Source organism: Desulfobulbus elongatus DSM 2908, from assembly GCF_000621145.1.
Lineage (GTDB): Bacteria > Desulfobacterota > Desulfobulbia > Desulfobulbales > Desulfobulbaceae > Desulfobulbus > Desulfobulbus elongatus.
Genome location: NZ_JHZB01000054.1, coordinates 1 through 12,796, shown reverse-complemented (window position 1 = coordinate 12,796; position 12,796 = coordinate 1). Strand labels below are relative to the sequence as shown.

The following is a 12,796-nucleotide window of genomic DNA, read 5'->3' as shown; positions in this document are numbered from 1 at the left end:
TTCCGATGAACCATAGCAGAACTGACGCCTTCAAATTTCTCACGCGGCAAGGCGTTCCAGATGATTCCTGTCCTCAGGACGTACACTATTGCGGAGAAAAAGAGTCGGTTCGAATACTTCGGCTTTCGGCCGCCGCCCGGCTTACGAGTATATTCTTTTCCGGCTTCTCGCAGATCTGTGGGGATCAACGGTTCAACGATCGCCCAGAATGCATCCGAAATTTCCCAGGTTTTGATGCGTGCCATTTCTCCCCCCGTTGCTTGGTTTCAACGGATATTAGCTGGAGGTGGGAAAATTGCGAGCAAATTATTTGTGGATAATCACTTAAGCTTTGGAGCTATCCAAATCCGTTCAAGGATGATGGCCATGAGTTGTGCGATCTCTTGGCGGTTTTTGGCGATTACGTTTTTATCTTTTTTGACCGCGAGAACCTGCTTCCAGAAATACCGGACAAAGACCCCCAAGTTCTCTGGGATCGATGGAAGCGCAATGTAGTTGATCGTCAGGTCAGGACTGCACACGGTGCCGAGCGATACATCCTGGGAGGACGCCCCATCTTCCTGGATGCGAAGCGAGAAATACCTTTTCCACTCACAATCGATCCTGTAAAAGCGATCATTCACAAGATTGTGGTCGCACATGGAGCGAAGGAAGCCTGCGAACGAGCATCGGACCAAAATGTCTATGGAAGTCTTGCAATCACTTATTGCGAGACTGACAATGGGCCGGCACCTCCATTTCATATCAAAATCGACAGGCGCAACCCAGTACACATCTTCGACAGCCACAATATTTCGATTGTCCTAAGCGAACTCGATACGGTCAGTGACTTTTCGAACTATCTCGATGAAAAAATGCGCGCCGTAGCCAAGTATGATTCCTTGATCTATTGCGGCGAGGAAGATTTGCTAGGGCATTATCTGCTCAACTATGACACAGAGTCCGAACAACACATCATCGGGACGAAACTTGACGATGTGAATGGTGTGATGATCGGCGAAGGCGAATGGCACGATTTCACAAGAACTGACCTGTACAAAAACACTAAGAAAGAGGACAAGATCTCGTATTCCTGGGACGAACTGATTCAGAGAACCTGCCAGAACGCTCTGAACGGTACGCTTGGTGGAAACTCGGATCTTCTGCGCGGCTAGAGCGCCATTTTCGAGATGGTGAAGGAGCCACGCTTTATTCGCCGGGCTCTTGCGGACAAGATAAGGCGTGCGGTCCTCAACTTCCCGAATCATCCTGGACAGTTCACCCGCCAGGTGACTTTCTTGCCATCGCACCTTCCGGATGTTGGATATGTGTTTTTTCAGCTCAGGGTTCCAGCGGATTACCGCGCGTATACCGATTATCTCGCTAAGCGGCGAACGATTCTGGAGATTGCGTGTGGAGCGGCGAAAAACAAGTTCCCTCATTTGACCAAAGTCATCGGCATCAGTGTGGATGCTCCCAAGTTCGCAGGGGGCACAAATTCAGAGGACTTCATCCTTTTGCCTTGCGAGACGTGGAATGATGACATGCGCTCGTACTACGAGGAGCAGAACCGGGAATGGAAATTTTTCGAGACACCACAGCTTGAGCAATATAACGAACATGTGACGCAGTTTGTTCCAGTGTCCGCTACCACTGCTGCGACTGTGGCCTCCAGTTGGACGGGCTCCAAGGTGGGACGCAATGAACCGTGTCCCTGCGGATCGGGAAAGAAGTTCAAAAAATGCCATGGTGCCTGATCTGCTTGGTACGAATTTCCGCCTGTGACAGTGATAACCGTCCGGATATTGCTCCCTATACTCCTGCCACAGCAGATGCGAGGTCACACTCTTCCGCGATTGCAACTCCCTTGAATGGATGGATAATCCGGCCATCTGCGCACGCAGCCCTGAGGTGGCGGAGGCGGAAAAAGCAACTGCTCCACGGCAGCCTCGCTCAGATGCTCGGGGAGAGGCCAACTCGAGCCAGCCCTGCGGACGCGTTGGATATATTCGCTGACGGTGCTGCTGCCGATGCCGCAGCTGATACCGATTTCCCGGTTACTGCGGCAATGTTCATATTTGAGGCGTAATACCTCACCGATCTTTCGCATAGATAGCATCTTGCCTGGCATGGACCCCTCCACTCCTGAATCTTTATCGGAGGAGGTTCCCTACCAGTTGGTTCTATGCATCGCTACCTCTCCGGCTCACTGGCCGGATTCACATGGAATGGATGGCCGGGATCGTCTGGAATTCGCACGAGGCAAGGAGTGGCGTGTTGATCAAAAAGAAGAGAGAATCTTAGCTGATGATTAGCAGATGCAACGCTAACCAATTTCCCAAGAACAAGGTCCCCCGTTTCTTCTTTCTTGGTTTCTTCCATCACGCCGTTTCTTCTTTCTTGGCCGAAGGCCCTGTTTCTTGCCTTTCTTGACCCGTTAAGCCGGCAATAAAAAACGGCTGCCCAACCGTCATGGTCGGAGCAGCCGTTGGCGTTGCTGGGGTTTATTCGTTTCTTCAAATTATTCTTGGTCGGTTACCGGCTCTTCACAGCGGCACCCTTTCACGACCTTCTTGGTTGGATGGTAGGAAAAACTCCAGTCAACCTGATCGGGTTGGCAAGGTTGAATGCACCGTGCCTATGGTGAGTCCACAATGGTGTTGCGCAGACTGTCTCGCTGCTGCGAGTGAAGGCGCATCAATACTGAATTCACCTGCGAATTCAAAAACCACCGGGATTTTGTATCTTCTCATGTTCGTCATTATCTCCTCCTCTCACGCCGCAACGGGAAGTTCATTCGTTGTGGTAATATCTTCCTGATCACCAACAATCCCGGCCTTGTCGAGAACAAAGTCGGCGGCTTGCTGGGCCTTGGCAGCGGCGGTGAAGATGGCCCTGCTGTCGCCCTGGAGAATCTGCAGCCAGTGGTGGATATACTCCGGATGCCGCATGTTCTCAAAGGGGATGTTTGTATGAGCACCGAGGAAGGCGGCGCCGATCTCGGCCACCAATTCCTCGAAGGCATAGCCAAGATCGCCGAAGCGGGTGCCAAACCCCCGGTTTAACCGGCTAGGGTGGCCTACCCAGTGCACTGTCTCGTGGTAGCCAGTTGAAAAGTAGAAATCACCATGCTCGAAGCTGGACCGATACGGCAGGATCACCATATCCGGACCCAGCAGATAGCAGGCCTTGTTGCCGCCATGCTTCAAGTTCGGCAGGGCAAGGATCTGCTCCGCCAGTTGGTTGCATTCGTCCACATCCAGTGCCTCTTCTTCGACCAGTGGCGGTAGCTCCAACCCCTCGCACTGCTCCACATTGAATACCGTGTAGCTGCGGGCAAAGGGGATCAGCTTCCGCTCCTGTTCGTCATCTGTCAGCGTGTCCGGTTCCGCATCGCCGTTCCGGTCCCTGGCGGGCAGGAACTTCCAGAAGACGATGGCCGCCCCTTTCTCGCCTTTGCGCACATGGCCGCCCAACTGCTCGGCATTACGATAGGTAAGCCAGCGGGGGTCGACATGGCCCTGGGCCAGCGCCACCAGGTTGAGCAACAGGACGTTCATCCCTCGGTAGGGCCGGTTGGTGAGCGCATTGCGGAAGGGGCCGTAATGAACCGTTTGCCACGGCTTGGCCCAGGGATTGACGCCGTCTTCCAGGGCAGTGATGATCTTGGTGGTGATTTCTTCGTAGATGGTTCCTTTCTGATTATTCATGATTTCGCTCCTTGGATGCAGGGATATTCCATCGGATCGTCCCCAATGGGTGTCAGGCACTGTGATGGCCGGTTTCGGAAAGGGAGAGAACCTCTTCGCCCACGATCAGATGATCGAGTACCCGAACGTCGATCACCTTGAGGATCTCGGTCAGGGTGCGGGTGAGTTCCAGATCTTCCTTGCTGGGCTGGATGCCGCCGGAGGGATGGTTATGGGCAATGATGACCGACGCTGCATTGAGTGCCAGCGCCTCCTTGATCACTTCTCGGGGATGGACCGAGTTGCGGTTGATCGAGCCCCGAAACATCTCCCGCCAGGCCAGCACCTGATGCCGGCTGTCGAGGAACAGGCAACCGAACACCTCGTGCTCCAGACCGGTGAGCTTGAGCCCGATGGCCTCCTTGGCGGCGGTGGGCGACAGGATCGCGGATCCACGCCGGAACTGATAGCCGCTTAACCTGCGGGCTTCGGAGAGAATGGTTTCCTTGGGTGCGGGTTGGTAGACGCCGCAGGGATCTTTGATGTAGAGCATGTGTGCCTCCTATGGACGAGGCACAACAGCCCATCGGGGCAGTGTGCCCCGTCAGGGATTGGGTTAAGTGCAAAAAGTGGTCAAGCTGCCCGTCGGACCTCGGCCAAGACGAAGTGGCCAAGGTGGGGCGGCTTGTAGAGACGAATGGGTTTGTGGTTGATCTCGCCATGACCCTGACGGTCATAGCTGCCGATCCGGCGGTCCTGCCAATAGATCACCCCGGCTTGCAGCCGGAAGCGGTTGCCGTCCACATAGGCCACCGCCGTGTTGCCCCGGAGGTACACCCGCCCCCTGACCACCAGCTCGTGGCGGACCAGGGCGGTCTGTCCATCGGGAGAACTGATGGTGGTCGTGGTGGTCACCCGGGTTTCCTCGGTGGTGGTGATGTTTTCGGTCTCATCGAGATCGAGCACCGAGGCGAGTTCCCGCTGACGATACCGGCTCCAGGCGGTGGTGACATCCTCCACCGGCTGCTGGCCGGTGAGGGCCTTGGCCAGCTCGTAGAGCATGCTGTTCTCCGATTCGGAGAGGGCAGCCAAGCCTTGACCCGAGAGTTCGCCCTCAACTGCGAGCGAGGTCTCCATTTTCTGGGCCATGAGGCTAAGCGCCTTGTCCTGCATGGTTTCGGCATAGGCCAGGTAAAAGACCCGGACCGGCAGGTTCTGACCTATCCGCCAACTACGACGGCTGGCCTGCCTGAGGGTGAACACCGAATAACCGCACTGGAAAAAGATGATGGTCGGGAAGTCGAGCAAATCCAGACCGGTCTTGACCAGGTTGGGGTTGCAGAGCAGACAATCGTACTGGCCGATGGAGAGGTTTTCTTTCAGCCACTCCTCCCGCTGTTCCGGTTTGACCGCCTGGCCCCGGAGGACCAAGGGGGCAAAACCATGGTGGTGCAGCTTGTCCACCAGGGTGGGGACCAAGTCGCGGGTGCCGGTGTGTTCGAGGAAGACCGCCACCTTGCGTCCCTGTTTGCGTTCCGTGGCCAGGATCTCCAACAGCCGTTTTTCCTTGGCCAGGAGGTTGATTTCCAAGGCCGGAGCCGAGGCGATCAGTTCCTCCACGCCGCCGCGTTCGAGATAAACCCGTTCGCCGAAGCGGCAACCATCCGGATAGGCCAAGAGGCTTTGCAGCATCTTACCCAACAGCCGCATATCCCCGCAGGCAAGAGCCTTGCGGGTGGCGGCGACCAGGGTGTTGGCGAGATCGAAATAATGCGTTTGCAGTGCGTCATCCATCGGGGTGGTGACGATGATCTCCTCGTAGTCAGGCAGGGCCTGGCTGACATCGTTCAGCCGGACAAAGGCGGAACGCTCCAAGAGCAGATCCGGGAGCAGCAGCGGGGAAATCCCCGGCGCCTCTTTTATCCGGGCCTTACCGGTCTTGCGGCCGATGCTGGCCTGATTCCAGTCCGGGCCCAGATCATCGGCCTTGTAGGTGCGTTCCACCACTCCGTAGCGTTCGGCAAACCCGAGGGTGCGGCCGTATTCAAAACCGGCCTGCACCATCTGCCGGGGAAACATCCGCCAGAGGAGAAAGAACAAATCCTTCGAATAGCCTCCCATCAATGTTCCGCTGAGTGCCAGCACCTTGCGGGAACGAGCGATTAGGCAGGACATGGCCTGGCCCTGAGCAGTGCCGCCTCCCTTGAGTTCATGAACTTCGTCAAGGATGACCAGATCGAAGAAGCCTTTGGGGAGATATCGTTTGATGAACTCGGCCTTGGCATAGCGCCGGTTGCGTCCACCATCGGCCGACCACATCCTGGCTTGGCAATGTTCGCAGACCGGGGCCGGGTCGTTTGCATTCAAAAAGACCTGAGCGCCGCAGTCCGGGCAGCAGGATGCACCTTGCCGGATTATGAGGCCGGGCTTGCGCTGGTAGTGCAGCTTGGCCCGCTCCTTGCCCAGGACCCAGATCTCGGTGCCCCGAGGTTGTGCAGGATTATGTTTATGATCGAGTAATAAGGTCATGTCCCGGCCGTTGAGGTTGATGCAGGTGCAGCCGGGCAGCGTTGCTTCCGCCTCCCGGATCCACTTGCGTACCAGATGACCGGGGCATTGGATGAGGATACGTTTGGCCGGCTTGGGATCAAGCGCGGCCACAGCCAAACTCATGATCGTTTTACCCGCTCCCATCTCACCCACCAGGAAGGCTCCTTTGCGGTCCTCCTTGTAGAGCGTCCGGGCAATGGGCAGGATGCCGCAGCGGATCTGGGCCTCAAACGGGGTACGTTTGAGCTGGCCCAGTTGTGCCCGGGCCTGTGCATCCCAAAGATCCTCAGTCTTGGGCTGATACACCGGGTGCATGGTGGTGATGACCTGGGACTTGAGCACTTCGCCCCACTGGTCGAGAAAGTCGCTTAAAGGGATGTCCATCGTCTGTCCTCCATGGGGAAGGCAAACGATCCCCACCAGGGGAACGAATGCCTCCCCTGATCGGGTTGTTGTGAGTTTGTTTAATTGAGATAGCCCAGCCGGATGCCTTCCAGGATCCGTTCTTCCAACTCTTCCTCCTGCCAACTGATCTTCCAGGCCTGCCGCAGGTGCGGATTGCCGAACGAGTAGAGCCGCTCCGGTTGCAGAACCTCGTCCCATAACCAGTCGCGCCACTCAGGCTTCAGCGGCATGGTGGTGCTGTTGTCCAACCGGTGATAAGCCTGCTGCTTGACCGCTGCCATGTCCTCGCCAAAGACGATGACCGAGCAGGCGGTCTCGGTGTGCTGGGCCTTGCGTTCGAACTGCTCGGCGCTGATCAGCACCTTGTTGACCACATCGCCGATCTTCCGCGCCCGGATGGAGCGGATGGTTCCCGGAGTGCGACCCAGCTCCAGGGGAGTCGGTTCGATCCCGGAGATACGGCTGTAGCCGCCGTTGTAGAAGTGGGCCGAGGTTGCCTGGATCTGGGCCGGGCTGCCGACCAGACTGAGTAGGTAAGCTCGCGCCTGATCTGCCTCGATGCTGGCGATGAGACCGTCACAGTAGGTGACAAAGCCGTTGCTGCGGATGGTGAGATAGTCGTGCATAATGCCTCCTGAAAAAAGAGGGAGGCATCCCCACTGGGGAATGCTCCCCCCATGGGTTGGTGTGGATGAAATTTACAAAAGTTCAGCGGATGATCAGCATTTCGGCCTTGGCCATGTCGATGGCCTTGACCGTGGGCTGGTACAGGTCACGGGTGGTGACCATGGTGTCACCGCTGTTGTTCTCGGCGATGGAGTGGATTTTTTCCGTCTTGTGGACCACGCCCTTGATCACCAGCCGGTGGCCGTCCATCTCGATCTCACCATTCATGTAACCGCCGGCAAGCATCAGGGCCAGATGTCCGTTCTTCAACGGCGCCAATGGCCGGATGGAGTGACACTGTCCGGGTGCCAGATCATGCGAGAGCAGATCCGCCAACAGCCCGCTCTTGCGGACCAGGGGGATGGCTTCCCGGGGATCGATCCGGCTGCACCTGAAGGTGCAGGGATGTTTGGGCGCGGGGATAACCAGCCGTTCCGTACAGCATGACAACTGCGGAGCTGTTGCCAGAAAGATCTCCGGCGCCATGCCGGCGATACAGTTCAACTCCTGCTCCATGTGGGCTGCCTTGGCCTTGGTTACCAGCGAACGTTTCCGTCCCAGCACCAGGCACTGATGGAAGGTGTGAAACTCATCCTCCGGAAAGGCGTAGACCTGAAAGCCTGAGAAATACCGGGCCAGGATTGGTGCGCAGGCTGCCAGCACGGTGTAGGGGACAACCAGCACCAGCCAGCCGTCCTTGTGCAGGGTTTCCTGGAAGCGTCTGAGAAAGAGCGCTTCCAGCCGCTGGGCCTTGGCTTCCGGCTCCAGACTGTAGTCATAGGGTGGATTGAGATAGAGCAGGCCAAAGGCTCCGGGCGAGATCCGCATCTCCACCAGGGCGTCGCCCCAGAGGAGATGGTGGATGCGTTGCCGGGCCTCGGTGGCCCGATCATGATCCAGTTCAATGCCATAGGTGATGGCCCCGCTTCCTTCCGCCAATGCGGCAAGGGTTTTGCCTTGGCCGCAGCAGGGGTCGAGGATGCGGGCGCCGTCTTCAAGATCAAGCAGTTCTTTGAGTTGGTCACGGACGCTATCCGGTGTCGGATAAAAGCCGGCCTTGGCCTGTGAACCCAGTCGTGCCATGAGTGTTCTCCTCTTTGGTTAGGGCATGCGTGCCTTTTCGATCTCAACCACAAAATGGGTAAGTGCAGTCTGGCCAATCGTGCAGGCATCCAGGCCCTCTAATCGGGCCAGGTGCAGCAGGTCGGTCAGGAGATCGATGATGGCCGTTTCGAGGGTGTCCATGGGTTCGCCCTTGCTCAGGCAGTATTGATCAAGCGCCTGGCGGGCGGATTCGGTGCGTCGTGTCATGGTCCTTCTCCCTGGTTGTCATGGATCTCCAGTTGCTGCCAATCGGGAAAGATGGCTTCCAGCGCGGTGCGTGCCGCCGCAGCGGCTGTACCGGTGGAAGTCACCAAATCCCGCAAGACAACGAATAGGGCCGGGGCGGTCTGGAGCAGTCGGATGTTGCCGGCTTCGTGCCGTGCCACCACCAGACTGCGTCGGTCGCCTTCCTCAATGGAAATGTCATAGCCCTGGTCGCACCATATCTGTTGCTCATGGCGGGCCTCACGGATGACATATCCACCCTCGGTGTCCGGATGGGATTCAATGGTCCAGGGAAAAGGCGTGCAAAACGATGGTTCTGCATGCGGGTGCTCCTGTTGGTTGGGTAGGTTGTTCATGTGGTTCTCCTGATGGTCGAAATAAAAGGGCCTGAACCCCACAGATGTGGAGTTCAGGCATGGGGGGTTGTGGTTGCAATGCGTGGCAATCAGAACGGCACGTCATCTGAGGGTGGTGGTTCCTGGCCGTCTTCCGGTGGCACCGGAATATCGGTTCGTTCCCCGCCGCCCAGCATCTTCATCTCACGGGCAATGATCTCCGTGGTGAAGCGGGTGACACCTTCCGCGTCCTGCCATTTGCGGGTCTGCAAACGGCCCTCCAGGTAAACCCGGGATCCTTTCGAGAGGTACTCGGAGCAGATCTCGGCCAGACGGCCGAAGGCAACGATGCGGTGCCATTCGGTCGATTCCTGCGGCTTGCCTTCGTTATCCTTCCACCGTTCGGTGGTGGCGATGCGGAAGGTGGCCACCGCGACCTGGGTCTTGGTGGTGCGGGTGTCAACGTCCGCGCCTAAATTGCCGATCAGCATGGTCTTGTTCAACATGGTGGTTCTCCTTGAAAAATGAGAGGATTGCTCTCCCCACCATGGGGAGAGATTTAGGGATCGATGTGGGTGGAAAGCCTGGGTTCAGGCTGCTTTTTTGATCTCCAGGAAGGCATAGGAGCTGCTCTTCTGGAAATCATTGAGCGAATGGCCGTAGCCCTGGAGGAATTGATTAAGCTGGTCCGTATCCAGCGACTTCCTGGTGCGAACCGCCTTGCGCAGCAGATGGCCGTAAGCCTTGAGCGGACCTCGCTGGGCCACGATGGCCAGCAGGTTGCTCTTGCGGATGCCGATCTCTGTATCCAGATCCTTTTGCTGGTGTTGCAGTTCCAGCAGGATCTCGACACTCTCGGTCAGCTCGCGCACCTCCTCGGCCTTGAACTTGGGGCAGTCCATAAGGAAGGGGCAGTAGCCGCAGAGCGGTCCCACTTCCATGGAGGGAGTGGCCAGATCGCCTGCACTGTAGTCTTGGTATTGGTTCCAGATGGTGACGGCCCGGTCGATCAAGCCGTGATAGATGGTGTCCTGGGGGGTGTAGCCACCGAACAAGCGCATTCCCTGATCACCGAAGTTGACGGCCAGGATGGCGCCTTTCTCCACGGTGTAGTCGGGGAAGCTATCGGCCAGGAGGCCCATTTGCAGATAGAGCTGGGTCTCCCAGGCGCCGTAAGGGTGTTCCGGGATGTTCTCCGGTGCCTTCACCTCCAGGATAGCCATGGTCTTGCGCACCTCCGAGATAAAGACAAAATCGAGATGGGCCATGACCGGGACAGCGCCCGCATGTCGAACTTCGGTTTGCCTTTGGAAGTTGCTGAAACCGGCAATCATAAAGGCGGCGGCAACCACTTCCTCGGCCATGTGACCGCGTCGCTGCCGCAGCAGGGTAACCAGGTCGGCCTCGGGGGCATGCAGTTTTCTGAGAATGGTTTTGCGCGGGCAGGCGCCGATGTCGGAAGCCCCGAGATAGGTACTTCGATCACCAAGCGTTGCCTCGGTCTGTTGGATGGCAAGCTGCTGGAGAGCGGCCTGCAAGGTGAGCATCAATTGGTCTGACATGGTGGGATCCTCCTGAAAAAATAAGGGAGGATACACGGATTCCCGCCGAGGGAATGGTATCGCTCCCTCTGGGGTTGGGTGATGTTGTGGTTGTTACGCTGCTTGCTTCATCCAGGTCTTTGCGGTCTTGTCCCACTGAAAGCCTGCGGCCTTGAGCAGTTCCTTCTTGTCGAAGAGATGGTCGCCAATGGCGATGATCACCCCTTGACGGTGCTCGAAGGTAACGCCGGCAATCTTGGGCAAGGTTGTCGAGGGATCACTTGGATTGGCAGGTGGCTCAACGGGTTGGCTGGTTCTGGATGCAGGTTTGGTTTTCGGTTGCGTTGCGGGTGGTTGAATTCGTTGCGTGCCCTGAAGGTAGACGTTCTTCAACAGTCCCTTGTAGGCATCGCTGCCGATGGACAACAGTGACATGCATTTCTGGATGGCATCGGTGATGGCCCCTTTCTGGGCGTCGCCGACATTGCCTTTGACAATCTGCATCTGTCCTTTGTGAGAACCCTTGCACAGCCAGTCGCCGTCGATCTTCACAAACAATCGAACCTCAGCAACCGCCTGGGATTCGAAAATCTCCTCCTTGGTCAGTTCGTACCGCCAATTCTCCGGACCGAGCACCTCATTGACACTGTCAAAGACGTACTGCGGCCGAAAGCCGTACTTGATTTGACCGATCTGATTACCTCCCTTGTCGGTCATCTTGATTTCCTGAATCGCCTCGATGCCAAATGCTCGCAAGCGTTCGTTGATGGACTGGATCTGTTCCTGCAATGGTGCCATGGTGTTGCCTCCTTATGAGTATGGGGGAGCAAGACGACATGGCTCCGCCGGGAGCATGACGTAACAGCTCCCGATGGATGAGCGGGGTGGGGTATGTATTGAAAACGACAGGATCAGCCCTTCCGAGAACACGCAGAGAGAATACGGCTTCGAAAAGACAGAGAAAGAGCTATCGATTCAACGGGGAAAATGGATAAGAGGGAACGAATCGAACGATTCGTTTGCAAGGGGTGCGTGCGCAACTCTCCCAGGTCAAAGAAAGACGTTCGCCTCTGCGATTAAACGTCTCCGGCCGGGAAGGACAGTGCCGCTTGCTACCTAAAGTTCAAGAACACGAGAACTGTGTTCAGCTAAGCCCTGGAAAGGGGTATCTCATTGGAAATGAGGCGGAAATACCAACTTATAATAATTCGTCTTCTGCAAATGACAATCAAATATCCTGTTGCGACAGCACGAATAATGGAGCCAGAAAATAATGGTGGTTTTTATCAGAGAAAATGGTGTCGCATTACCTTGCGTTCGTATCAACTGGATAGGGTTATGACCAACGCTGTCTCCGTCTTACGAAAAAGCTATCTGCCACCGTTCTTTAGGATTTTCGAAGTGAATGTCTTGAGGAGAGAAATGTTCCGGGTTATATGGAAAAGAGTTCTTTGTATGCCTATCGAGCCACGCAGTGTAATCTTCGTATTCAGGATGATCCGGATCGCTGATAATTTTCAGTAGTTGACCATACCCAAAAGTGCCGCCGCAATCTTCCGGCGGACAAGCCCGTTCCCCGCCGATGCATCTCGGATAGGAAGTATTTTTTTCCTTCAGCAGAATGCCTTCGAGCAACAGATCATGCTCCCACCCATCGCCGAAGTCATATTCATATTCCATGGTCTGACCGGGTACTGTGAAATATTCGCTAATTGATACTTCCCATCCTGGTATGACGCCCTCTTCGTCCCACTCGTCCTGTGGAATGCCAATCTCAAGGGGCATTCTCTTGTACTTCTGGCGCACCCGGAACACATGCAGATGATAATCGAGCCACCCCATGGCGTCTTGGATTGCTACATGCAAATCCCAGAAACTGTACTTTGCCGGTACTTGTATTCTTCTCCATACCATTGGCTCAATCCCGACCAACTTGACATGAAACTGGTAGACAAGGTCCTTGACAGCCCGTTGAAAAACCCCGTAACCCTGTAAAACCTATTGCCCCAATCCCCATGTGCGGTAAATTGATTTTATCATTTCACAACAAGGAGTTATTACCGTATGGCGATTGGTAGACGCAAACCCAAGCAACAGACAATGTGGGTCAACCAGCATCAGCTTCCCAAGGGCCAAGGGCATCCCTTTTACTCCCGGCTCAACGATCTTCTCGCCAAGGATGGTTTCGACTCTTGGGCGGAAGAGCTCTGCGCCCCGTGTTTTGCCAGCAAGGGAAGGCCCTCCATTCCGCCCGGAGTCTATTTTCGGATGCTGTTCATCGGCTACCTGGAGGGTTTCGCCT

At 56.2% G+C, this 12,796-nt stretch carries 14 protein-coding genes and 1 pseudogene; 3 read left to right on the top strand and 12 right to left on the bottom strand.

The window, feature by feature from the left end; all coding sequences use genetic code 11:
- The coding region (locus Q362_RS23155) for a transposase (RefSeq protein ID WP_028319597.1) at positions 1-245 on the bottom strand (245 nt) is incomplete at its 3' end.
- A gap of 126 nt (positions 246-371) precedes the next feature.
- Between Q362_RS23155 and Q362_RS23860 the strand changes: the two genes are divergently transcribed.
- Together Q362_RS23860 and Q362_RS24635 are read left to right on the top strand one after the other, a co-directional pair.
- Complete coding sequence (locus Q362_RS23860; protein WP_157470259.1) at positions 372-1,154, top strand: hypothetical protein; 783 nt, start codon at positions 372-374, stop codon at positions 1,152-1,154.
- 15 nt (positions 1,155-1,169) lie between these two features.
- On the top strand, positions 1,170-1,736 hold the full coding sequence (locus Q362_RS24635) for an SEC-C metal-binding domain-containing protein (RefSeq protein WP_028319594.1): 567 nt from the start codon (positions 1,170-1,172) through the stop codon (positions 1,734-1,736).
- Between the two features lie 1,017 nt (positions 1,737-2,753).
- Here the strand turns inward: Q362_RS24635 and Q362_RS21405 are convergent.
- The 11 genes and pseudogenes from Q362_RS21405 to Q362_RS21395 all read right to left on the bottom strand — a co-directional run.
- Positions 2,754-3,689, bottom strand: coding sequence for an ArdC family protein (locus Q362_RS21405; RefSeq protein WP_051554443.1), 936 nt, complete (start codon positions 3,687-3,689; stop codon positions 2,754-2,756).
- Positions 3,690-3,741: 52 nt separating this feature from the next.
- Positions 3,742-4,221, bottom strand: coding sequence for a RadC family protein (gene radC / locus Q362_RS0116810; protein WP_028319593.1), 480 nt, complete (start codon positions 4,219-4,221; stop codon positions 3,742-3,744).
- 80 nt (positions 4,222-4,301) lie between these two features.
- Positions 4,302-6,602: an SNF2-related protein gene (locus tag Q362_RS22495; RefSeq protein ID WP_051554442.1), complete on the bottom strand. Its 2,301-nt coding sequence runs from the start codon at positions 6,600-6,602 to the stop codon at positions 4,302-4,304.
- An 80-nt stretch (positions 6,603-6,682) separates the two neighbouring features.
- Complete coding sequence (locus tag Q362_RS0116800) at positions 6,683-7,249, bottom strand: hypothetical protein (protein WP_028319592.1); 567 nt, start codon at positions 7,247-7,249, stop codon at positions 6,683-6,685.
- A gap of 82 nt (positions 7,250-7,331) precedes the next feature.
- Positions 7,332-8,372 (bottom strand): DUF6094 domain-containing protein, encoded by a 1,041-nt coding sequence (locus tag Q362_RS0116795; RefSeq protein ID WP_028319591.1) that lies wholly within the window; start codon positions 8,370-8,372, stop codon positions 7,332-7,334.
- Positions 8,373-8,390: 18 nt separating this feature from the next.
- Positions 8,391-8,600 (bottom strand): hypothetical protein, encoded by a 210-nt coding sequence (locus Q362_RS0116790; protein WP_028319590.1) that lies wholly within the window; start codon positions 8,598-8,600, stop codon positions 8,391-8,393.
- Positions 8,597-8,974, bottom strand: coding sequence for a hypothetical protein (locus tag Q362_RS0116785; protein WP_028319589.1), 378 nt, complete (start codon positions 8,972-8,974; stop codon positions 8,597-8,599). Before Q362_RS0116785 ends, Q362_RS0116790 begins: the two co-directional genes overlap by 4 nt.
- Before the next feature lie 89 nt (positions 8,975-9,063).
- Entirely contained in the window at positions 9,064-9,459 is a 396-nt protein-coding gene (locus Q362_RS0116780) for a single-stranded DNA-binding protein (protein WP_028319588.1), read from the bottom strand.
- 84 nt (positions 9,460-9,543) lie between these two features.
- The gene (locus tag Q362_RS0116775) at positions 9,544-10,515 is read right to left on the bottom strand and encodes a hypothetical protein (protein WP_084312922.1); all 972 of its coding nucleotides are present in this window, start codon (positions 10,513-10,515) and stop codon (positions 9,544-9,546) included.
- Between the two features lie 93 nt (positions 10,516-10,608).
- On the bottom strand, positions 10,609-11,292 hold the full coding sequence (locus Q362_RS0116770) for a hypothetical protein (protein ID WP_028319586.1): 684 nt from the start codon (positions 11,290-11,292) through the stop codon (positions 10,609-10,611).
- A 561-nt stretch (positions 11,293-11,853) separates the two neighbouring features.
- A pseudogene (locus tag Q362_RS21395) lies at positions 11,854-12,435 on the bottom strand (plasmid pRiA4b ORF-3 family protein); the annotation flags it as partial.
- Between the two features lie 123 nt (positions 12,436-12,558).
- On the opposite strand from Q362_RS21395, the gene Q362_RS21390 reads away from it, so the two are divergent.
- On the top strand, positions 12,559-12,796 hold a 238-nt coding region (locus tag Q362_RS21390), incomplete at its 3' end, for a transposase (RefSeq protein WP_211248522.1).

What these genes read in the sequence shown, in the direction of transcription:
- Q362_RS0116800 (WP_028319592.1), bottom strand. Translation starts at nt 7,249, where the DNA reads ATGCACGACTATCTCACCATCCGCAGCAACGGCTTTGTCACCTACTGT.
- radC (WP_028319593.1), bottom strand. Translation starts at nt 4,221, where the DNA reads ATGCTCTACATCAAAGATCCCTGCGGCGTCTACCAACCCGCACCCAAG.
- Q362_RS24635 (WP_028319594.1), top strand. Translation starts at nt 1,170, where the DNA reads ATGGTGAAGGAGCCACGCTTTATTCGCCGGGCTCTTGCGGACAAGATA.
- Q362_RS0116780 (WP_028319588.1), bottom strand. Translation starts at nt 9,459, where the DNA reads ATGTTGAACAAGACCATGCTGATCGGCAATTTAGGCGCGGACGTTGAC.
- Q362_RS21405 (WP_051554443.1), bottom strand. Translation starts at nt 3,689, where the DNA reads ATGAATAATCAGAAAGGAACCATCTACGAAGAAATCACCACCAAGATC.
- Q362_RS0116795 (WP_028319591.1), bottom strand. Translation starts at nt 8,372, where the DNA reads ATGGCACGACTGGGTTCACAGGCCAAGGCCGGCTTTTATCCGACACCG.
- Q362_RS0116775 (WP_084312922.1), bottom strand. Translation starts at nt 10,515, where the DNA reads ATGTCAGACCAATTGATGCTCACCTTGCAGGCCGCTCTCCAGCAGCTT.
- Q362_RS0116785 (WP_028319589.1), bottom strand. Translation starts at nt 8,974, where the DNA reads ATGAACAACCTACCCAACCAACAGGAGCACCCGCATGCAGAACCATCG.
- Q362_RS0116770 (WP_028319586.1), bottom strand. Translation starts at nt 11,292, where the DNA reads ATGGCACCATTGCAGGAACAGATCCAGTCCATCAACGAACGCTTGCGA.
- Q362_RS0116790 (WP_028319590.1), bottom strand. Translation starts at nt 8,600, where the DNA reads ATGACACGACGCACCGAATCCGCCCGCCAGGCGCTTGATCAATACTGC.
- Q362_RS22495 (WP_051554442.1), bottom strand. Translation starts at nt 6,602, where the DNA reads ATGGACATCCCTTTAAGCGACTTTCTCGACCAGTGGGGCGAAGTGCTC.